The following is a 21,144-nucleotide window of genomic DNA, read 5'->3' as shown; positions in this document are numbered from 1 at the left end:
TCCTGTACTTGTTAACTTTCTACCAAAGTCCAGAAGTAGCCATCCGGTGCAATGAAGGAAAAACTTTTTTCGCCAAACTCATTTTCTAGGATGTCGGTCAAGTTTTGCGCTGGACTTGCCTTGAGGCGATTGCTATAAGCTTCTATTCCCCGCACGCGGTATGTGTAAAGCGACATACCCAAGCTACCTGGTTGTGCTGCCTCAAACTGCGACTCTAATGCGATCGCATCTGGAAATCTGATGATATAAAGTCTACCACTGCGTGCAGCCATCAGGTCAGACTTGGAGGAACGGGGATCGTCAAAGGCTGTGACGATAAACTTTTCTCCAGGTTTGAGGTCAAATAGCTCTCGACCAGCTGGTGAAGATTCATAGCTAGTCTCAACATCATCACGCACGCGCAGCAAACCCAAAACTTCTTCATAGAATTTCAGGCTTTCTTTGCTGTCATCTTGGACAATCATCCCTATGTGAGTAAACTGACTAGTTTTCAAAGCAGCATTGCGATCGATTTGTCCGTAATGCGGCAGTGTATAGCCAAACCTTTGAAATAAAACTTGTCGAGTCAAGGGTTGCAGTAATAGCATTTCTCGCACGCCAACCGCCGAGTCAATGAAAGGACGGCTTTTGCGCTCTTTGTTGTAGATAACTTCCCAGTAAGGGATAGTGTATCTGATAGGCCAACCAGCAGCTTTCGCATCTTCTACATGATTTAAAATATTAAGCGCGTCAGCGGTTAAGGTAGTTGCCCAACGATTTCCCTTAACTTTCATCGATGCTAACCCCAATCCTTGATTCGTCGGGTTTTGCCAAATCATTAACCGAATTAAACCATGATCGGCATTTTGGTGGTAAAGGCGAATTGAGCGTAAAGATGAATTCACCCCATACAATTTATCAGCTGCCTGCGCGGATAATTCACCTACTTGGCCGATGCGATAACCATATTGTTCCCAATATTGAATTGCAACAATTGGATCTGGGATACCAATACATACTTCATAGATACCTTCAATTGCGGTTTCTTGCCCGTGAGTCATACAAATTTGAGATTTTAGATTGCGGATTGGGTACTGACTATAACGGACTGGTCAAGAAAAATAAAGCTTTTGCAGAAATACTAAAGTTTATTTGGAATTTCAGGTGTTTTCTGTTGGAAAAATTCAAACTAGCAAAATTGAAGGAATTTATTATTATAAGTTGAGTTAATCTAGTGAAAATTAGATTTTAAAGGATAAAATTCTGGCATATTCTCTGTTTGATAACCTCATATCTATTTTTTCCAGCAAAAAATGTATAAAACTAAATAATCATTTAGATATAAGGTGGGTATTGCTCACCTTATATCTGATGAAAGTTTTACAGCACTTGTTTCAGAAAAGACACTAATCGCTCAGTGTTGAATGATTCAAGGGAGTTCAAGACTTCTATTGCTTGTTCAGAAGGTTCATAGTCGCTTGGTATACCAATAATTGTGGTTTCTAATCTTTCACCTAATAAGTACCAAAAAGCTAATTTACCTTCAGTACTCATGGAACCATACTCACTAGTAGGAATTTCCGCCTTGAGCAAGTTCTACTGCCGCCTCGATCGAATTTGGATCGAGCATCACTTCATCTTGGTCAGTTTTTTGTGTTGGTAGTAAATCGCGCAAAGCAAATAGCTGTTCTTCCGGGGATATCTGTTGAATTTGTACTACCCGTTCCGCAGCTTTTTCTATTGGTAATGTATCGATTGGATTACCAGTAATTGTATCAGTTATTTGAGGATAAATTCCTGCTAATCCTACTAAGCGATCGTCTATGTCTAGACTCTGAAAATTTGATACTATTTGCTTTGCTGGGTCAATATTTGTAGAAGTCATAAAAACCTCCAAAATTATCATTGATACTTCAAAAAAGTATCAATTTGTCGAGACTACAGAGTTTTTTAAAGTCAAAAAAGATGTGCTGTTGAGTGATTAAATCTACAACGTAATAACTTTGAATGTTTCCAATTATGCTTCTATTTACATGAGAAATTTTGGCTAGAAAAAATACACTTTAAAAAGATAGAGTCTTACTACAAAAACTCAGATATTTAAACCAGTCAAAAGACAGATGAAATCCGATAAAATTTAACTTAAATTATGAAATACAAAACAAAGAGCGTCATAAATTTAGGGTGCAAATACCCCAATAAGCAAACTAGAGGAAGACAGAGTAAAAATAATGCTTTTTACTCTGTATTTATTTGTAAATAGGTTGAAAATCAAGGTTTTTATTACTTTTATTTCTTTCTTCGAGTCAAGTAAACTTGAAATTGTAGAAATATCTGGTGGTACGTTAGCCTACGGCATAACTACAAAAAACGATTTGAACTGATTAAATTACTTGTGTGTAAGCTGTTCGCATTAACTTGCATAATCAGGGCGGGCAAGAGTTTCATTTATACAAAAAAGCCTCCTAATACTTAGGAGGCCCAGAATAGTTAGCGGAGACAACTTATCAACCTACACCAGATACAGCAGCGATCGCTCCTCCTAATGCGGCGAAAATAGCGGAGACTACGGCTGTAGCAAACAACCACCAAGCTGCCGTAGCTGCGGCTTTGCGGGTTTCTTCTGCTTGCCGCTGTGCTTGGCGCTTCACTTCTTCTAGGCGGCGTTGGGCTTCTTGTTGTAGGCGTTCTGCACGTTGCAATACTGTGTTGCGCGCCCGTTCGATTTGGTCGATGATGCGGTTGGCATCTTCTTCGGAAATATCTTCACGGGAACTCATAATTGCAACTAAGGTATCGCGATCGAAGGAAGATAAGCGATCGCGCAAGGCATCAAACCCAGCTTGCGGGTCGTCGAACAATTGGCGAACATCGCGCTTAATTCCATCATAGTTGAGTTCTGGGCGATCTAAGGAATTGAGATAATAACGGATACGCTCAAAAACCCCATCGATCGCGCCTTGAATCCGTCTTTGGATACTCCGCACTTGTTCGACAAATTGATCCCTGACTGAGATCATATTATCGGCAATCCGCGCTGCTTCTTCATCAGTCATGTCTTCGCGGATTTTCAACAGGGCAATAATGGTCGAACGGTCGAAATGAGACAAGCGATCGCTAAAACTCTCAATTCCAACTCGCGGATCGTGCAACAGCAATTGGACATCGCGCTTGATGCTTTCTGGGTTGAGTTCTTCTTTACCAGTTTGGCGTAAATATTCTTCCAGATAAGCTTGGAAATTTTGGACTCTTTGTTGCGTCCGGGTGGCGAGACGACGCGGCGCGCGCACAAAGTTGCGAATTGAAGTTTGCATTGAGTCAATGACTTCATTGACTTGCTGTTCGCTCAAATCTTCGCGTTGACTCAGCAGTTTCACCAATGTATCTCTGTCTACCTGAGATAAGCGACGGCGCAGGGCTACGGCTCCTTCTTGCGGGTTTTCAAACAATCGATTAAAGTCTCGTTGAATTCCTTCTGGGTTAAGTTCTGCTTTGCCAGTATTCCGCAAGTAATCAGCAATTGTTGTAGTTACACTGTCATATCGATCCTTGGCTTTTTCTGCTAAAGCTTGAGGTGCGTTGCGGACACTGTGCCAAGAGTCTTCAACAGTATTAATAATTTGATTAACTTGGTCTTCGCTCAAATCTTCGCGCTGACTCAACAACTGTACTAAGGTATCGCGGTCAAAGCGAGACAAACGGGCGCTGATTGCCTCAATTCCAGATTGGGGATCTTCCAGCAGTCTTTTGAGATCGGCGCGGATGGCATCGGGATTTAATTCCGATTTCCCGGTGTTACGCAGATATGACTCTACATTCAACCATAGAGTTTCTGCTTGATATTTTGCTTGGTCTGCCAGCCCTTTAGCTTCTACCAAGGCGCGATCGCGCTGTTTTTCGATTTCGTCTAGAATGCTGTCTACTTCGTATGACTGCACATCTATGCGTTGTAACAAAGTTCTCCGCAATTGATCGCGGTTAATTTGCGCCAGTCGCCGCGACAAAGTTTCGTAATCTGCGTCTGAATCTGCGATTAGGGGTTTGAAATTTTTCTCAATCCCTTCACTAGTTAATTCTGTCTTGGGCGTAACGAGTAAATAACTTTCTACTCGCCGTTGCAGGTCTTGTACTATGTCTCTTTCTTCAGCAGCTGTAACTGTCACTAGCACTTCTTGACGCACAGCTTCTAAGCGGTCGGCAATCCGCTGAATTTGTGCTTGAGTCAGCAGTCCCCGTTCTTGGAGGATTCTCACGAAGTCGTTGCGGGAAAGTCGATTTAGTTCCCTTCGCACTGTACCTGGGTCTGCTGCTGGGTCGTAAACAACATCCCGAAATTCTTGGGAAATTCTTTCAGGACTCAGCTGCCAAGCATAAGTTGTATGCAGGTAGTTTTCAATATCAGCACGGATGGGGCTGTAAGGTTGCGATGGTGTGGGCAAACCAAGCCGATCTGCTTGTTCGGTTGCTTTGTCTCTGGCGGTGGTAAGCGATCGCAATATCTTTTCTACATCAAAATCTGACAAGTCTGTTCTGCCCAGCACAATGCCAGTTAAAGCGGTGATTCCCTGCTGTAGTGTCTGTTGAATTGGCCCTGGGGCCGCTTCTTCGGTTGTTTGTTTGGAAGAACGCGTTTCGGCAATTAGCCGATCTAATTTAGCATTGAGTTCATCTGTTTTAGTTTGTCCTGGTGGCAATGATTTCAGATAATCCATCAATTCACCCAAGCGGTCTTGGGTGGGTTGTTTCTGACTCACTACCTGTTGCCAAACGTTGTAGAGTGTATCGGCGATGCGACCGACATCTTTCTTAGAAAGGTCGGTGCGATTGCTAACTAAATCGATAAACTTTTGGCGGTCGATGTTACCTAAATCTGAACTGCCGGCGATCGCTTGTAATTGCGGGTCGTTAAGTAATTTTTCAAATTCGCCGCGAATTTTGGATATGTCCAGTTCTGGGGGACGCAGTTTGTCTAGATAGTCTTCTACATTCTCCCGCAGACTCACAGGGTCGATCGCACTTCCTAATTCCCGACGCACGGCGGCGGCGGCGGCTTCGGCTGTGGCTACAACTTGACTATTCACAGCTTTTGCGCCTAGCGCAGCCGTTGCTGTGCCCATAATCGCTTGAAAGCCAGAAGTTGCTGTGTTGACTACCGAGCCGATTAAGGAACCTACTGTGGTGGAACTCACCCACATCAGTAGTAAAAAGTAAGCACCCCAAATTACTAACCCCAAAATTGCTCCTAGCTTGGGGTCTAAAATCACTAAACTCAATTTTACTGCTAGGAAACTAGCAATTAATAAGGCGATCGTCACAGTGACTAACGTCCAGATACCCACTGCCGTGCCGATTTTGCGAATCGTACCTCCCAAACTTCCCGCTTCGTCACTATCTGAGTCAGATGGACGACCCAAGTAGGAAATACCAGCTGCCACGGAAAGGTTAGTTAATACTAATTGGAAAGCAAAAGCTAAAATCACACCAGAGATTAAAGCAACAAAAAAGTGCGGCCCGGAAGTAAGAACCGATGCCTGGGCTGGCGTAATGCCTGAGGTATCTACTGGGGTCTGTACGAGCCACAACAGTGGCTTGTAGAGTCCCAGCATGATTTCCGTACTATGAAACATTGTATTTCCTTGTTCTAAGTTGAAATTTGGGAGATTAAGAATTTCGTGATGAGAAGCAACTGTGTATGTATTGTATATATGTCTGTATCTCTAGCGATACCTAACTCGTGTAAATCTCAGAATCCTGGAATTTAGACGCTAAAAGCATCTCTCTGAAGTTTGAAAATTATATCTAGCGTTAGATAGAATTTATATTATCTAACGGTATAAATATCAAATTTGCTGCCATTTTCCAGCGAACAATTTGACTAATTATTGGATATCAGTTTTTAAGTTTCAATTGCTTACTTGCAGCAAATTGATTTGTCTAAATTATAGTTTTATCACCAATCTCTTATCAAGTATTTACATTTATTTACAAATATCTTTTTTATCACCCTCTCAAGGCGTATTTGTTAGAAGAATGAGTTTAAGATAATCGTCCACAAGAAGTGCCTGTAGTTTGTACCCAGAGGTGGAAAGCATCTTGCTGATGAATAGCTAACTTAAAGTTAAGTAACAAATTGTTCAGGACAAAAAAATGGAAAGTCGCTCCTCCACAGATTTGCCCACAATTGCTACAGAATACAATGGCAGCGATCGCAATGCATTGCTGTTTGGTTGGACACCTCAATCTGAAATCTGGAATGGTCGTTTTGCAATGATTGGCTTTGTCTCTTATTTACTTTGGGATTTAGCTGGTTATAGCGTCTTTCGAGATGTACTTGCCCTCATTAATCGCTAATACTATCGGAGTAAAAATCATGGAAACTCGTGAAACTCGTTCATCTACTGATTTACCACCTGTTGCTAGAGAATACAATGGCGTAGACCGCAATGCCTTTTTGTTTGGCTGGACTCCTCAAGCCGAAATCTGGAATGGTCGCCTAGCAATGATTGGCTTTATCGCCTATGTGTTTTGGGATTTAATTGGGTATAGCGTTGTTCGTGACGTATTGCATCTGATTGGCTACTAAATATCAGACTGCTTGCAAAATCCAAAAAATCTCAATGTTGTTGTGAATGTAACTAAGGTTTACAGACATAGTAAGGCATTGAAGTAAGCCAATCTACCTTTAAGTTGCACAATCCTTTGCCTTAGAAAGACGCAAAGACGTGGAGAAGGGGAGACGCGGAGAGAAGTTGCGTGCGGGGGTTCCCCCCGTTGAGCAAACTTCGGAGGATGCAATTTGAATGATTATTAGCTTACAAATTCCGCAAGAATTCTTGCCCTACAAAAACAGCTTTAGTTAACCTCAAAGACAAATTAAGTATTTTGCAAGAAATCAATTCAACTATCTGGAGTAAAAATCATGGAAACTCGTGAAACTCGTCCGTCTACCAATCCACCATCTGTTGCTAAAGCTTACAACGATCGCGATCGCAATGAATTTCTTTTTGGCTGGACTCCCCAATCCGAAATCTGGAACGGTCGTTTTGCAATGATTGGCTTTCTAGCCTACTTACTGTGGGATTTAGCAGGATATAGCGTGCTGCGAGACGTACTACGCATTCTTGGATACCAATCCTAAGTTAACAATTCAAAAGTCAACTAATCGGTCTAGGTAGGCGGAACCAAAATCTGGAACCGCCTTCTTGGCGTGGTAAATAACCAATCGTCCCTCCCCAGTGTTCAACTGTAATCCGGCAAAAATAAAGACCTAGCCCAACTCGACCTGATTTATGTTTGCCTTGAGAAAACTTTTGAAATAAAGTATTGACTATCTCTGCTGGCACACCGCTACCTTCATCATCCACACTCAAGAGAATATACTCTCCATCTGGTTGTAAATCAATTGTCACAGTAGAACCCAGAGGACTGTAGCGATAAGCATTTTCTACAAGATTTAAAATCAGCCTATCCAAACGTGATTTTTCTCCAACAACTTTCCAGTCTGCTGCTATGTTAATATTGGCAGTTAGCTGTAACTGTTTATTGTTAAGTATGAACGTCGGTTGAGAAAGTTCAATTACCTCTTGCGCGGAACTTAAAATATTTGGTGCATCTTCAACATCGACCGTGAAAGCCTCAAGCGATCGCACCTCATTAGAAAATACATCTAAAATATTTTTTATTAGCATCTCTTGCTGAATAGATTGCTTTCTACCAATTTCTAAAAATTCTTTTCCTTTAACTGATAAATTTTCAAATTCTAGCAAAGCTAAACAGCAATTAATCGCACTTAATTGTCCTGCTATATCGTGGATAATGCAATGAATTAATACATCTTTTCTCTCAGTCTCTTTAAGTAAATGCTGATAATCTAACTGACTATTTCTAGCTTTTTGTATTAAAGATTGTTTCTGGATAAACTTTTCGCCTAACAATTCGATTAATAATATTTCTCTATTATTCATAGAAATTGCATAAGCTTCAAATTGGTATTCTTTACCAGTTAAATCTACTTCACTCCACAAACCCGAACTCAGCTTGGTACTGCTATTACTCTGCCAGAATTCTTCTGCATCAATCAGAAAATTTCCTAAAAAAGGGAACTCTGTCTGTGGTATGAATATATCCATTTCTGATGTCAATCTTCGAGCGCAAAACCGCTCAACCCAATCTGGTGGAGTTCCATTAATTCTAAAAAAACCATCTTTACGTCGCTCTAATATGAAAATATTGAGTGTAGCGAATAGTTCAGATAGTATAAAGTTATTCATGATTTTCAACTGCCAAAATCAATTAATTTTGACTCTATTTAGGATTTTGTATTTTAGTTAATTTTTCTTTTATTAGACTGAAATCATTTGTATTTTGTTGAATGAGTGAGAGTTGATTTTCATCCCAAGTACTATCCAATAACAATACCCAATCTCCCTCATATGAAGGAAAAATATGAACATCTGTACAAACATTGTACTCCGTTTTAATGAGTGGCAGAAATAGCGGTATATCGTCTAACGGTAATAACCCTTCCAAGAAACAAACTTGCTCGCCTACGCTCCTCCCTTGGCAAAGATTAGTAATTCCATATACTGCTAAATTACCGCCCCAAGCCAAAAGAGTGCCATCTTTTTTAACTAATAGATAAGCAAGAGAACGTGCTTCTAAAAGATAATTTAAAATATAGTCAATTACGGGAGGAGGGATATTTAGCATCTAATTATCCAAAAATTTTTTAGCAAGAGTTTGAAAAACTTCTTCTACACCTAGTCCATTTTTAGCACTGGTTTTAATCGCAGTCCAACCCTTTTGGTTAATAGCATCTATTTCTGCTGTTTCAATTTCCCATTCATCAGTCATATCCCATTTGTTGAGTACCAAAATGAAGGGAATTTTCCCCAGTGTATTTTCTACTCGTGTTTGCAATTCTAAAGCTTTTTCTAAGGTATTTTTGCGCGTACCATCTATAACTAATAAATATCCAGACGCACCTCGTAAATACGACAGACGTACTTTTTGAAACTCATCTTCTCCATGAATATCCCAAAGAATAAGATTTAATTGATTTGATTGGATATCTATAGTTTTTTTATCAATTTTTACACCGACAGTTGTGTAATATTTTTCTGAAAAAATACTATGTACAAATCGGGCGACTAAACTAGTTTTACCTGTAGCAAATGCACCTACCATACAAACTTTTTTCTGAATCATACAGGTTTTTCCTATTCTTCATTCCCCCACTCAATTTTAATTAGGGATATTAGCTATGAATACTTCAAAAGATACTCTCCGGCTAGCTGTTTCGGCTTCTGGTATCGATTTTAGCTGTAAAGGTATACTAGAACCTATACCTAAAACTTTAAATTTACTAGTATTGATTCCTTGAGATTTTAAATAAGATAAGATTTTCTGAGCACGGGCTTGGCTAAGTAGCATATTTTGTTGTTCTGTTCCTTCTATATCAGTGTGTCCGATGATTTGGATTTGGACATCTTTCCCCAAATATTTGGCAGTAGCGAAAAACTTTTGAATTAATAATACCAAAACATGTAGTTTACCAGTTTCACCGCTAATAAAATCTGTCGAACCTCTTGAGAAAAATAGCCTTTTTTCTTCAATTTGCTGTTTGTAGGACTGTAACTGAAGGAATTCCAGCTCGACAAGATTTTTATCTTGAAATTGAGTTATTCCCGGAATGAATCGCCATGTCTTACGTGTTTCTAAAATCCATTGACGAGGTGCAGAGCCTGTGGCATGAAGAATGCCATTATTATCGATTTGTAATGATACTGTTTTGGGTGGCTGCAACAATTTTTGAACTCTTTTGACAGTCAATTGTGGTTCCAAAGATAGATATGGTAGCCATTGACCGATAACTTTTTTCGGATTGAGATTTGTTTGTTGTATCAACGTATTGGGATCTACCGCTAACGGATCGCGCATTCCCAAAATGAAATGTTTGTCATAGCGTTGCTTGGTATTAATTACAACAATACCTGGTTGAGAGCTGAGTTTTTGGAGATATGCTTGCCAGCGCAGATGTTCTCGAATCGCAAAAAAGCCCCAAATACCCAAAGCGATCGCTATTGTGCTTAAGAAAGCCACTGCATAAGTATAATTATTTTTTGGAGAAGCAGATTTAGACTGAGTTACCAAACATGCTTCTAAATAAGGCGTGCTAGCTTTAAATGGTTCTGTCTCTCCTGTAAAGTCATTAATTTCTGGCCCCAGCTTCAGGTGGATTTTTTCTACCGCTTCTTTAAAAACTAACCTTAACTCTTGGGGAGGGTTTCCCCAAATACTACTAGCCAGTAATGCTTGCGGCCCTTCTTCGACCCAAATGATGAGTTCTCCAAACCGCAAACTTTTTAGTGCATCTTCTTTTCCTACGCTAAACGAGTCTCTAGCAAAATCCTGGATAGCCGTCAACATCGCAGAAACCAAATCCGGATCTTGAGTGGTTACTTGGTTAACTACTACATGTTGCAGCAATAATCCAGTTTTTTTATGAATTAGGAATACTTGTTCTACTCGATAAAGTAGTGTACGTAGCAGGACTATTTCTGCAAATGATTTCCCTGTACGCCGCGCTTCTAGCCTCCACTTAAAGCTTTCAGGCGACAAGCTATGTTCCAAGGTTTGATTGAGAGATTGCATCATCTCCTCAAGCGCTGTGGAAATTGCTTTGCGGGTAGCTGGCCCGATTATGGGAAAAAACGCTTCTGAAAGTACATTTTCGTCTTGTGTTACAGAAGCTTGAATGGCTTGTTCGACAGTCGATACTATTGCTTCAATCAGTTGTTTATCTTGCTTTGACCGCAATACTACAGCTTCTGGAAGCAGGCGGCTGATATCTTCCGGTTGAATTTGGGGATTGTTTAATCGCTCATAAATTTTGTTGAGTTCGGCTGGCTCAATACCAAAGAGCAAACTGCGAAGCGTACTCAGTTCATCGCTGAGTTGTTTATCTTTGTTACTAGAAGAAAGATCAAAAGATTGATTGTTGCTGCTTGTGACTTCAGCTGATGCTTTCGGTCTTTGATTTAGAGAATCACTCATTACTAAAATCTCTCAACAGGGGATGAGGAGATAAGGAGCAGGGAGAGCAGGGGGAGCAGAAGAAATAAAACAACTGACTCTTGTACAGACGCGATTAATCGCGTCTCTACGACAACTGACAACTGACTCACGATTTGTTTTGCGTATTTAGACGAATAGCTAGGTCTGTAAACAGAGCTGCAAGCTTGGAACTATCTATTTTGTCCCTACGCAGTTCTTGCGCTTCCCGTTCCAGCAAAGCTAGGATTTCCTCGTACTTTTGCCGGAGATCGTCTTGTAAGCTTTTAGATTGATTGAGAATCTGCTCGCGTAAATCCCGCTGACTATTGGTAGTTTTTTCATCAAATTGGGCAAACTTTTTTTCTAAGGATATGGCTATATTTCTGTGTTCTTCACTAAGTGTTTGCACAGCAGCATTACGTTCTGTTTGCTCATTTTTTAGCCGTTCTGTTAAAGAATCTACCTCTTTTTTAAGATAGATTTCCAAAGCATCTAAACGTTTTCTTGTCTCATCTCGCACATCTGTAAATTCTTTAACTAAACGTTCTTCTAGACGCGCAAATCTTTTTTCAACTTCTCGTACCTGACTGCCAAAAAGAATTTCTCTAACTTTATCTAGGCTGTTACTTTCACTAATACTATTGTCACTAGATAACTGTTTGGTGATTTCTTGATTTGACTCCCCTTCCCTGAGTTGTCCTAAATTATTATTCATATATTCTTCAGGTGGGTTCATACTTTTAATCCTTCTGGAGACTGAAATTTAATTTTGCTTTTAATTGTGACAGTAGACAGAATTTGGTGATATGACAATCTCAAATCAGTATAAGTATCTTTAAATACAGTATTTGATTTTAACTCCCTAAAGATAGAAATATATATTAAGTTATTATTTAGATAGTTAATGTTTTATAAATTTTTATCAACAAAAGCCGATTCAATACGTTTCAATCAAGAAGGAAAAGTTTAAGGGTTTTTCCTATTTATTTGAATATTCACTCGATTTGCGTTTATTTATGCTCATACTAATTTCAATAATCTTTGCGACGCATGAATTGTTTGTAAGGGTGAACGTAATAGCGCCCCTACCAAGATATCTGTTGCATTCTTTTTTCAAATTGGTATCATCTACTAAATTATTTGCATGGTGGTGAAAAAAGCCACCTAAATATTAGGTAGCTTTTTTGCTGTGTTTTAATTAAAAGAAAAATCGCTAGAATTAAGCACTACGATTATTCGTCAATGCAATTAGGTATACCTACGACAGCGCAAGGAAAATTAGAACCTAGTATCTGAATAATCGGATGACTAATAGATTTACATCCCAGAAATAGTATATCGGCGGTTTCTGATTCCACAACTTTCTTCAGTTCTGTAGCAATTTCACCAAAGCGCAAATGAGATTTGAAGGAACCCTGCCATTCTTCAGCTAGACTTTTTGCTTGCCAAAGAATTCTATCAGCTTCTTGTAGAGATGGTGCAATCCCTTGCAATTTTGGTTGAGTCAAGACGGGTGTGATAGACCTTGATACATCGTTTACTGGACATTCTAGTTGAGGCAAGCGTTTTGCAAAGCTCAAAATATCTGGATGTTGACTATTGTGATTGTCTTTTACTACATAAACAGCTTGTACTGTAACTTGATTGTTGGTGGCTAAACGCGTTTGATGAGCAATCCAAAAAGCAATATCTAGTGCGGTGTGACTGTTAGGAGAAGCATCATAACCAACGATTAGGTTTACTGATTTTGCTTTTTGAACTTTTTTAGAAAAAGATTTTTTTGGCTCTGGTAGCAATACCATTTGCTCAATTAAATCGTCTCTACCGATGGCGCTTTGCAGGCGCGCTAACATTGGCTTGATTTTCACAGCTTTAACTTCTCCCCAAGAATAACGAGTGATGAATGAGAAGCAGGGCAAGGAAACCCCAATAACAACTGGTATTACAGCCAAAGTTTTGGAGGTTCCTTCCATTGCCTACGGAGTTAGCTGACGGGCTAAGACTGGAAGGTGTCTTTCTCAAGAGTGCTGAGTTAAAGATTAGTCACTTTTCACTCTTAAAATTGCTGCTCTGTGCGAGATGCGCCCCACAATTTGGTTCCTCCGTTCCAAATCCTGCTTTTGATGAATTTGAATTAGGCTACCCACTAAAGAAATAATAGTCTAAATTTATTCGTCTTGTGTAAAGTAGCGATCGAGGAAATTGAGAGCATGGTTGCGGAGTTCAAAGTAGTCTTTTGAGTTTCGCATGGCGGCGCGATCGCGTGGATGAGGAAAGGGCACTTCCAATATTTCCCCAATCGTAGCTTCCGGCCCGTTAGTCATTAATACGATGCGATCTGACATATAAATTGCTTCATCTACATCGTGAGTAACCATCATTACTGCCTGCCGATTGTTTTCCCAGATATCTAATACCTGTCGCTGCAATTTGCCCCTAGTTAATGCATCTAGTGCCCCAAAAGGTTCATCCATTAACAACATTTTTGGACGAGTTGCTAAGGCTCTGGCAATACCCACCCGTTGTTTCATACCTCCAGAAATTTCTTCAGGATATTTCTCAGCCGCCGCCGTTAAGTTTACCATCGCTAAGTGTTCGTTAACAATGCTAATTTTTTCGGCACGGTTAGCATTTTTTAGCACTTCATCTACAGCTAAACGGACATTTTCTCGTACAGTTAGCCAAGGTAAAAGTGCGTAATTTTGAAATACCATCATCCGCTCGGCTCCTGGCTTACGAATTTCTTTTCCATCTAAGCGCACTGAGCCAGAAGTTGCTTTTTCTAAACCACCAATAATCTTTAATAGAGTTGATTTTCCGCAACCAGAGTGTCCAATTACAGAAATATATTCATCTTCCCCGATGCAGAGATTAACACCATCTAGTACAACAAAATTACTTTTATCTGGTGTTGGATAAGACTTGACTAAATTTTCAATTTCTAAAAATCCAGTGTGGGGCATAACTTCATTTTGAGTAGTGCTAGGTAATGAGGTATATTCCATCATCAAATGCTCCGAAAATAATTTAGTCAGTAGTCATTTTGGAACTTAATAATTAAGACATGAAAAAGCGAGTGGGAGCATTAGCCCTAATTTCAAAACTATTTAAATAGCCCACTGGATTGCTGGGATCGAAACCTTTCTTATCTATAAATACTTCTGGAGGTTCTACTTTGTAATCATCCTTCGGGCACTCGATCCCCATTTCACTTGCTATCTCCCGGTATAAATCTGTTCTCCAGCCTTTTTCGGCTAGTTTTTCGGCATTTTTGGGAAATTTATGAATCTGACCCCAACGCGCTGCCTGTGTCATCAACCAGAGACTCCTCGATCTCCATAAAAATGTTGAGTGTTCTCCTGGCTGTTTGGGAACGTTGTCTGGAATATCAAAGAAAATTGTGGTGTCAGCAGCTTTAATAGTGCGGTCTTTGCCATCAAAGCCGCCATAGTTGTAATTACCAAGAATTGCCGGCCCTGTAAACTTCGTAATTGGCGCACCTGGCTTTTTGGGTTTTGCACCTGTAAAAGAACGATCTGTAATTAGTTCGGCAACTTCCTGACGGTTTTCGGCTTTGCTGCAATATTGGCAAGCTTCAATCATAGCCTTGACTAGGGAACGGTAGGTTTTAGGATATTTTTCAATGAAAGATTCCATGACTCCCAGTAATCGATCTGGGTGTCCTGCCCAAACTTCCTTACCTTGGGCGAAGGTAAAGCCAATGCCTTCGTTACCTGTAATTGCCCTAGTGTTCCAAGGTTCTGCCACCATGTAAGCTTGCATTGCCCCTATCCGCACGTTTGTCACCATTTGGGGAGGCGGTACAATGATAATCCGAAATTCTTTGAATGGATCGACACCAGCCGCAGCAGATACATAACGGACGAAGTATTCGTATATGGCAGAACTCAAGACTACCGCCCAAACTCTATTTTCTGGGGGTTGGTTGTCAAAGTACCTGCGAAAATCTTTACCAAAAGCCTCCAATGCACCATCACCATATTGTTGTTGATACTCGTACCACGGACGCAGCCCAGAATCCCACATGGCTTTGTTCATCGTCATGGCGTTACCGTGGCGGTGTATGGTCATTGCCGCGCACAAAGGAGCGTGGCGCGCGCCTTCCGCACCAATTCTGGCGTTGGTAACTGCACCGGATACTACAGGAGAAGCATCTAAACGACCGAAAATTAGTCCGTCGCGGGAAGTTGCCCAACTAGCCTCGCGGTTGAGTGTGACGTTCAAACCGTATTTATGGAAGAATCCTTTTTTCCAGGCGATCGCAAATGGCGCACAATCATTAACGGGAACATAACCAACTGTAATATCCGGTTTTTCTAGTTCTTTGGATTTAACTACTGGTTCAACAGCTAAAGCTTCTTCAGTCAATCCTTTAGCGCCAGTATTCCCTTTGATGGCACATGACGACAGTGCCATCCCGGCTGTCGTTGTTCCTATTCCTTTGATAAAGTCTCGTCGAGTCCAGTTATCACCCATTTCTGTAGCTCCAGTGGCGATAAAGAGTGCTGAATAGAGACGCGATTAATCGCGTCTGTAAAAAAGATGAGTAGAGACGCGATTCATCGCGTCTGTCTTAATTTTGCTAGTTAAGAAGCTGTCGGACGGCGGGTGACTAATTCTTGAATTTTGCCCACTGCATAATCAAGAACTAGCCCAGTTAAACCAATTACTAAGACAGCTAAGTAAACCGAACTTAAATTTAAACGGCTCCATTCATCCCAAACAAAAAAGCCGATACCAATACCGCCTGTGAGCATTTCCACAGCAACGATTACTAGCCAAGCAATCCCTAAACTAATTCGCAGACCTGTAAAAATATAAGGCAGACTTGCTGGCCAAATAATTTTTGTAATCTGTCGCCAACGGGGCATTTCTAAGACTCGCGCTACGTCTAAATAATCTTTGGGAACGCTAGAAACTCCTAGGGCGGTGTTAATAATTGTCGGCCATAGAGAGGTAATGAAAATCACAAAAATTGCTGAAGGGTCTGCCAAATTGAAGATGGCTAAAGAGATTGGCAACCAAGCTAGGGGGGATACAGGCTTAAAAATCTGAATGATGGGATTAAGAGCCAGCATTGCTGATTTAGACATGCCAATCAGAAATCCCAAGGGAATCGCCACAATCGCACCTAAGAGAAAACCCAGCAATACCCGTCGCAGACTTGCTATCAACAACCAGCCAATTCCTAAATTGCCGGGGCCTCTTTGGTAAAAGGGATTTAGGATGTAGTCGAGATTAGCGGCTAACGCTTCTGGTGGGGTGGGCATCAATTCATGGTTGGCAAGCGCAACTACCCACCACAGCACTATAATCCCTAAGAATCCAAGGGCAGGCAGTAAAAAAACATCTCTGACAATTACAGGTTTTACTTTTTTCCAAGCTGCCTTTCCAGCGATCGCGGCGATCGCTGCTAAATTTAATTGAAATACCATTGCCACCTCAACAGAACTAAGTGCAGGTACAAAAAATCCGAGCAGTACCAGCCTTGGACACTGATGAGATCGGAACATTACAAAAATGCCGACTCTTCAGTCTCCTCTCAATGCCTACGAAGTTAGCTGACGGGCTAGGGCTGAGAGATGCCCTTCTTGTGAAAGTGCTGAGTGCTGAGTTCGATATTAGTAACTCTCGTACAGACGCTTAGACGCTCGTAAGAGCGGCTTCTCGTAAGAGTATAATTGCATCTTTGCTACTCTTTACTTCTAACTTTCTGTAAGATACGCCCCATTAAATGGTTCCTCCGCTCCAGCGTTATGCACTGTGAAACGCTGGATTAGGCTGACTTACTCTAAACACGCGTTGAACATTATGTTTATTCTTTGTAAACAATAACATTGTTGCTCTGTAAATACATCTGCCTTATGATAAATTTTGTTTATTTAAATACCGATATTAAGTGGCTCTCTTGGCTTATCTGTAATGAATAAATTTTATACATCAATGTTATGTTGTGAATAAAATCCTTGAACAGCAAACTAAACAAAGGCGTAAAACATAGCATTGAGACTGTTAGTTGCTAAATTAGCATTTATCCAATATGCATTAGTTTATACATTCCAATCTATTAATCTCTGGTCAACGAAGCTAGCAAAGGACTTGGTGGCAGCGAGCGCTATGATAAATAAAATCTATTCCTTTTGATAGGTGAAAGTTATGACTTATTTTAGTAAGGAGTCGCTATACTCGCTAAACTGATTACATATAGAATTTTCTCATCTATCTCTTAGTAGAATTTAACATCATGGATTTTAGTCTAGTACTGGCTGAAAAAACTGATATCATCCTATACAAATGGGTGATAGCAGTTCGCAAAGATAGGCGGATTGAAAGTGCTGACGATCTATCTTACACAGCCATACGAGATCATATCCCCGATGTCTTAAAAGCAATGGTAACGGTGCTTTCAAAATCTGAGGATAGTGATGTAAAGTCGATAATTACTGCGGGCTTACAGCATGGGGTTCTGCGAGCCGAACAAGGTTTCGACCCAGCAGAGATTGCTAGAGAATATCATCTACTGCGATCGGTCATATTTGAAACTATAGAAACAGATTTGTTGAAGGGAACACCCCCAGGGATAATTCGTTCTATGCGTTTGATTGACGCTACGATCGATGAAGCGATCGCTCGCTGCTTCAAGAGTTATGTAGATGAGCGTTTGCGAGACTTGCAACATCTATATGTATCATTAACGCTGCATAATGAAGAACTGACTCGTTTAGTTAGTGCTAATCAAGAGTATCTTTCGCAACTAGCCCACGACTTGAAACATCCTCTGACTTCGATTATTGGTTACTCAGATTTGTTTCTACGCCAACAACGGCAGAGAACTGAGGTACAAAATAATAGTGTCAATTTAGAACATATTGAGCGCGTACTACGTAATGGCAGACACTTACTCAGCATAATCAATGATGTACTAGAAATTTCGCGTTATGACGCTGGGCAGATAACACTCCAGCCCGCACCAACGAATGTCAGTGAATTGATCGACAATGTGTGCGAAATGTTAGAGCCTTTGGCTGTAAAGAAAAATTTAAAAGTTGTGGTAAATTGCGATCGCGCTCCTGAGCAAGTATTCACAGATTCTCTGCAATTACAACAAGTTGTGACAAATCTTGTAAGTAATGCAATTCGCTACACTGTCTCAGGGACTATTACTATAGCGTGTCAAATGCTAGAAAATGACAGAACTGCCCCGATGTTGCCGACAAAGGATTTTCTAAAAGATAACCCCTTTCCTGTTGCTGTGGGAAACACAGCAATGATTCTAGAGACACCATTGGGCAAAAGTGGGCACTTTGCGATCGCAATTTCTGACACCGGAATTGGCATTGCACCCGAAGACCAAACCCGGATATTTGAACCCTACTTTCGTGCTAGTTCCAGCGATCGAGCACCTCTTCCTGATAGTACTGGCTTGGGATTGGCAATAGTTTACCGCTTGGTGAAACTACTGCAAGGGCAAATCAACTTAGTTTCTCAAATAGGAGTTGGTTCTACTTTCATCGTCACCTTACCTTTGCAAGTAGAAATGAGCTAATGCAGGTCTAAGTTTTATAATTTCGCATTCAGACTTTCAGTTGTTAGTTATCTTTGCAACTGACAACTGACAACTGACAACTGACAACTAGCAATTTTATATCAACCCTTGTTTTTTCAACTTAGCTAGCGCATCTTCTGCTGCTGCTTTTTCTGCATCTTTTTTGTTGCGTCCTTTGCCTTCTCCGTAATCTTTGTCGTCTACAAATACTTTCGCTATGAACTCTGGCGCGTGAGATAAACCGCCAGTTTGAACTGTGACATATTTAGGCGGATTTGTGGTAACGTTGCGTTGCACCCATTCTTGAAAACGATTTTTTGAATCTACATTAGAGCGAAATACAACAATTTGTTCGGGTACAGAATCGAACAGTGGTTCTATAATGGCGCGAACTGCTTCAATATTTGAATCGTTATCGAGATAGTAAGCACCAATGACGGCTTCAAATGTGCTACTGAGTAAATTAGGATTTTGGTAGCCTCCATCTCGAATTGCACCTTTTCCCAGTCGCATCCGAAAATCTAAACCTACCTCTTCAGCGAATTTTGCTAGCTGCTTCTCGTCTACCAATGCAGAACGGCGACGAGTTAATTCATCTTCTCCCCTTTCTGGATGACGACGGTAGAGATATTCGCCGCTTAAAAAATTCAGCACAGCATCACCAAGAAACTCTAAACGTTCATTGTGTTCGCCTTCGCCGGGATTTTCATGAACATAAGAACGATGGGTAAGCGCACGGCGTAAAAGTTTTTCATCATGAAATATTAGAAGTTTGTGCATTTTATTTTTTTTAATCTGGAATTTTCATTGAATGAAAGAGGCAGGCAGGATGCTTACCCTACATGAGATAAGCTTTAAAAAACAAAAGTATTTTTTAAAAATAGTTAATTTTTCCTCCATGAAATAGGTGGATAAAGACTATTTCCACGAGAATTATTGCATGGTAAACAAGAAAGTCGTAAGTTTTCAAATGAATCAGAACCACCATGACTTTTTGGTACAAGGTGATCGATTGTCAAATATTCTGTTAGTAGATTTTGCCTACACCACCAACATTCAGAACCATAGAAATCAAGAAGTTTTTGCTTTTTATTGCGTTTCTGTCTAGGATTCATGAGCTATAGTTTCCTTTTGCTTGTTATTTGTAACAGCATTGGAACATCAAGTATTTAGCATCAAGTTAGTGTTATGTAACAGAAATCCTAACTGGAAATCTTTATAACAATACTTATACTTAGCACAACCACTAGCTCTATAAGCTAGTTGTACCAAATGTAGATTAGAAGTCGCACATCCGGCAGTTTCTAACTTCTAGGTGAGCGTGTAATAAACTAGGTAAGTAGTTAGAAACATAAGTATCCAGCTAACAAACTAAACTTTGATTTAATTAGTTAACTAGATACTTAAATCACCAGCTACTTAACTGGTTGATTACACGTTCACTTAGAAGTTAAAAACTGCCACATATGCGACCACCAACCTCAGCTTTATGCTTTTGGATGATGAATCTTTTGCTGCATTGACGAAAATATAGCACATGCAATTGTAGTCATGTCAATGGGTACTGGTTAAAATTTACTTTTATCAATTTATTGATGAGTTATTCTAAGTCGGGAGAAATGCTTAAACTCTCTATTCGATTAGTGATATATTATCTTAAGTATGGCTCAGTGCAGGTCTTGACCTCATGCGCTTATCAGATTGTAGCGATCGCCTGATTCATATTTTCAATTAGCAACGCCTAGGATTCAATACGGTCAGTTAAGAGAATAGTAGATTGGATTGAGCAACAGCAAAACCCAATAAAGTCTTGTTCATATTAGGTTTCGTACCTCAACCCAACCTACGTCAGTAGCTTTAATTTTAGCCTTAACTGAACTGTAATCAAGTCATATCCTTCCTTGATTAAGACGATTATTTATGGCTTATTTTGGGCGATCGCACTATACAAAATACCGAGAATCTTCTTAATATCCTTAATGTAATATTCGCTCAAATCAATCGAAACTACATTATCTTCTAATTTGAGAAATTGCCAGATAGTACCAATAGTAACAGCACCATATATAGCTTTAATTTGATTTCCATTTCTCTCGTTAAAAAACTGGGCAGCTACCATTTCCGCAATGCATTGTGCTAAACCAGAGCGCAAATTCTCATTTTTACTTTCGACTAAAACAACCACCGGACTGCGTACAAGCAATTGCTCTGAGGAAAGACTTAAAATAAAATCACAAAAACCATTGAGTCCTCGTTGGCTATCAACGGTAAAATCTACTCCAGAAAAAAGACTGATTTCATAATTAAATTTTCGCCTTATTTCTAACAATATTGGACTGATAATCATCTCGCTTCGAGCTTTTTCGGAACTGATTGCTACTGCTAAATCCACATTTTCGCTAAGAATAGTAGATAATAACGCACTACATTCTTGTTCTTGTACAGTTGCAAATAGTCTCGATGACTCGTGGATAACTAAACCAAAAGAATCAATAATTTCAACAAGCTTAAAATCACTATAAGCCATAATGAATCTGATTTAC

20 protein-coding genes and 2 riboswitches are annotated in these 21,144 nt (G+C 40.1%); of the genes, 4 read left to right on the top strand and 16 right to left on the bottom strand.

Going from position 1 to position 21,144, the window contains the following annotated elements; all coding sequences use genetic code 11:
- Positions 1–11 precede the first annotated feature (11 nt).
- From I8752_RS00290 to I8752_RS00280, 4 genes are all read right to left on the bottom strand, one after another.
- On the bottom strand, positions 12–1,040 hold the full coding sequence (locus I8752_RS00290) for a VOC family protein (protein WP_214430324.1): 1,029 nt from the start codon (positions 1,038–1,040) through the stop codon (positions 12–14).
- 319 nt (positions 1,041–1,359) lie between these two features.
- Positions 1,360–1,533, bottom strand: coding sequence for an orange carotenoid protein N-terminal domain-containing protein (locus I8752_RS37895; protein WP_263985248.1), 174 nt, complete (start codon positions 1,531–1,533; stop codon positions 1,360–1,362).
- Between the two features lie 13 nt (positions 1,534–1,546).
- Positions 1,547–1,864, bottom strand: coding sequence for an orange carotenoid protein N-terminal domain-containing protein (locus I8752_RS37890; protein WP_263985247.1), 318 nt, complete (start codon positions 1,862–1,864; stop codon positions 1,547–1,549).
- A 622-nt stretch (positions 1,865–2,486) separates the two neighbouring features.
- A complete protein-coding gene (locus tag I8752_RS00280; RefSeq protein ID WP_214430323.1) occupies positions 2,487–5,606 on the bottom strand; it encodes an MFS transporter in 3,120 nt (1,039 codons plus the stop codon).
- Positions 5,607–6,126: 520 nt separating this feature from the next.
- Between I8752_RS00280 and I8752_RS00275 the strand changes: the two genes are divergently transcribed.
- The 3 genes from I8752_RS00275 to I8752_RS00265 all read left to right on the top strand — a co-directional run bounded on the left by I8752_RS00275 (position 6,127) and on the right by I8752_RS00265 (position 7,117).
- A complete protein-coding gene (locus I8752_RS00275) occupies positions 6,127–6,330 on the top strand; it encodes a chlorophyll a/b-binding protein (protein WP_214430322.1) in 204 nt (67 codons plus the stop codon).
- A 19-nt stretch (positions 6,331–6,349) separates the two neighbouring features.
- On the top strand, positions 6,350–6,562 hold the full coding sequence (locus tag I8752_RS00270) for a chlorophyll a/b-binding protein (RefSeq protein WP_214430321.1): 213 nt from the start codon (positions 6,350–6,352) through the stop codon (positions 6,560–6,562).
- Positions 6,563–6,898: 336 nt separating this feature from the next.
- Complete coding sequence (locus I8752_RS00265; protein ID WP_214430320.1) at positions 6,899–7,117, top strand: chlorophyll a/b-binding protein; 219 nt, start codon at positions 6,899–6,901, stop codon at positions 7,115–7,117.
- A gap of 16 nt (positions 7,118–7,133) precedes the next feature.
- On the opposite strand, the gene I8752_RS00260 is transcribed toward I8752_RS00265, so the two are convergent.
- The 9 genes from I8752_RS00260 to ntrB form a co-directional block, all read right to left on the bottom strand.
- Entirely contained in the window at positions 7,134–8,249 is a 1,116-nt protein-coding gene (locus I8752_RS00260; protein ID WP_214430319.1) for a sensor histidine kinase, read from the bottom strand.
- 34 nt (positions 8,250–8,283) lie between these two features.
- Positions 8,284–8,688 (bottom strand): hypothetical protein, encoded by a 405-nt coding sequence (locus I8752_RS00255; RefSeq protein WP_214430318.1) that lies wholly within the window; start codon positions 8,686–8,688, stop codon positions 8,284–8,286.
- Entirely contained in the window at positions 8,689–9,186 is a 498-nt protein-coding gene (locus I8752_RS00250; protein WP_214430317.1) for a Rab family GTPase, read from the bottom strand.
- Positions 9,187–9,222: 36 nt separating this feature from the next.
- Positions 9,223–11,034, bottom strand: a complete 1,812-nt coding sequence (locus I8752_RS00245) for an OmpA family protein (RefSeq protein ID WP_214430316.1) — start codon at positions 11,032–11,034, stop codon at positions 9,223–9,225.
- 127 nt (positions 11,035–11,161) lie between these two features.
- Entirely contained in the window at positions 11,162–11,770 is a 609-nt protein-coding gene (locus tag I8752_RS00240) for a hypothetical protein (RefSeq protein WP_214430315.1), read from the bottom strand.
- A 496-nt stretch (positions 11,771–12,266) separates the two neighbouring features.
- Complete coding sequence (locus I8752_RS00235; protein ID WP_214430460.1) at positions 12,267–12,887, bottom strand: universal stress protein; 621 nt, start codon at positions 12,885–12,887, stop codon at positions 12,267–12,269.
- Positions 12,888–12,992: 105 nt separating this feature from the next.
- A riboswitch (cyclic di-AMP (ydaO/yuaA leader) is annotated at positions 12,993–13,185 on the bottom strand.
- A 17-nt stretch (positions 13,186–13,202) separates the two neighbouring features.
- Positions 13,203–14,039: an ABC transporter ATP-binding protein gene (locus tag I8752_RS00230; RefSeq protein WP_214430459.1), complete on the bottom strand. Its 837-nt coding sequence runs from the start codon at positions 14,037–14,039 to the stop codon at positions 13,203–13,205.
- A gap of 52 nt (positions 14,040–14,091) precedes the next feature.
- Positions 14,092–15,531, bottom strand: a complete 1,440-nt coding sequence (locus I8752_RS00225; RefSeq protein WP_214430314.1) for an ABC transporter substrate-binding protein — start codon at positions 15,529–15,531, stop codon at positions 14,092–14,094.
- A gap of 110 nt (positions 15,532–15,641) precedes the next feature.
- On the bottom strand, positions 15,642–16,490 hold the full coding sequence (ntrB, locus tag I8752_RS00220; protein ID WP_214430313.1) for a nitrate ABC transporter permease: 849 nt from the start codon (positions 16,488–16,490) through the stop codon (positions 15,642–15,644).
- A gap of 96 nt (positions 16,491–16,586) precedes the next feature.
- Positions 16,587–16,848: riboswitch (cyclic di-AMP (ydaO/yuaA leader) on the bottom strand.
- Positions 16,849–17,299: 451 nt separating this feature from the next.
- Between ntrB and I8752_RS00215 the strand changes: the two genes are divergently transcribed.
- A complete protein-coding gene (locus tag I8752_RS00215; RefSeq protein WP_214430312.1) occupies positions 17,300–18,601 on the top strand; it encodes a sensor histidine kinase in 1,302 nt (433 codons plus the stop codon).
- Positions 18,602–18,697: 96 nt separating this feature from the next.
- Here the strand turns inward: I8752_RS00215 and rnc are convergent, their stop codons facing one another.
- The 3 genes from rnc to I8752_RS00200 all read right to left on the bottom strand — a co-directional run bounded on the left by rnc (position 18,698) and on the right by I8752_RS00200 (position 21,128).
- Positions 18,698–19,381: a ribonuclease III gene (gene rnc / locus I8752_RS00210; protein WP_214430311.1), complete on the bottom strand. Its 684-nt coding sequence runs from the start codon at positions 19,379–19,381 to the stop codon at positions 18,698–18,700.
- A gap of 104 nt (positions 19,382–19,485) precedes the next feature.
- Positions 19,486–19,716: an HNH endonuclease gene (locus I8752_RS38535; RefSeq protein ID WP_214430310.1), complete on the bottom strand. Its 231-nt coding sequence runs from the start codon at positions 19,714–19,716 to the stop codon at positions 19,486–19,488.
- Positions 19,717–20,519: 803 nt separating this feature from the next.
- Entirely contained in the window at positions 20,520–21,128 is a 609-nt protein-coding gene (locus I8752_RS00200; RefSeq protein ID WP_214430309.1) for a hypothetical protein, read from the bottom strand.
- Positions 21,129–21,144: the final 16 nt, after the last annotated feature.

Source organism: Dendronalium phyllosphericum CENA369 (assembly GCF_016056275.1).
Classification (GTDB): Bacteria; Cyanobacteriota; Cyanobacteriia; order Cyanobacteriales; family Nostocaceae; genus Dendronalium; species Dendronalium phyllosphericum.
Note: the sequence above shows the minus strand (reverse complement) of the source record. Positions and strands in the feature narration are given on the sequence as shown.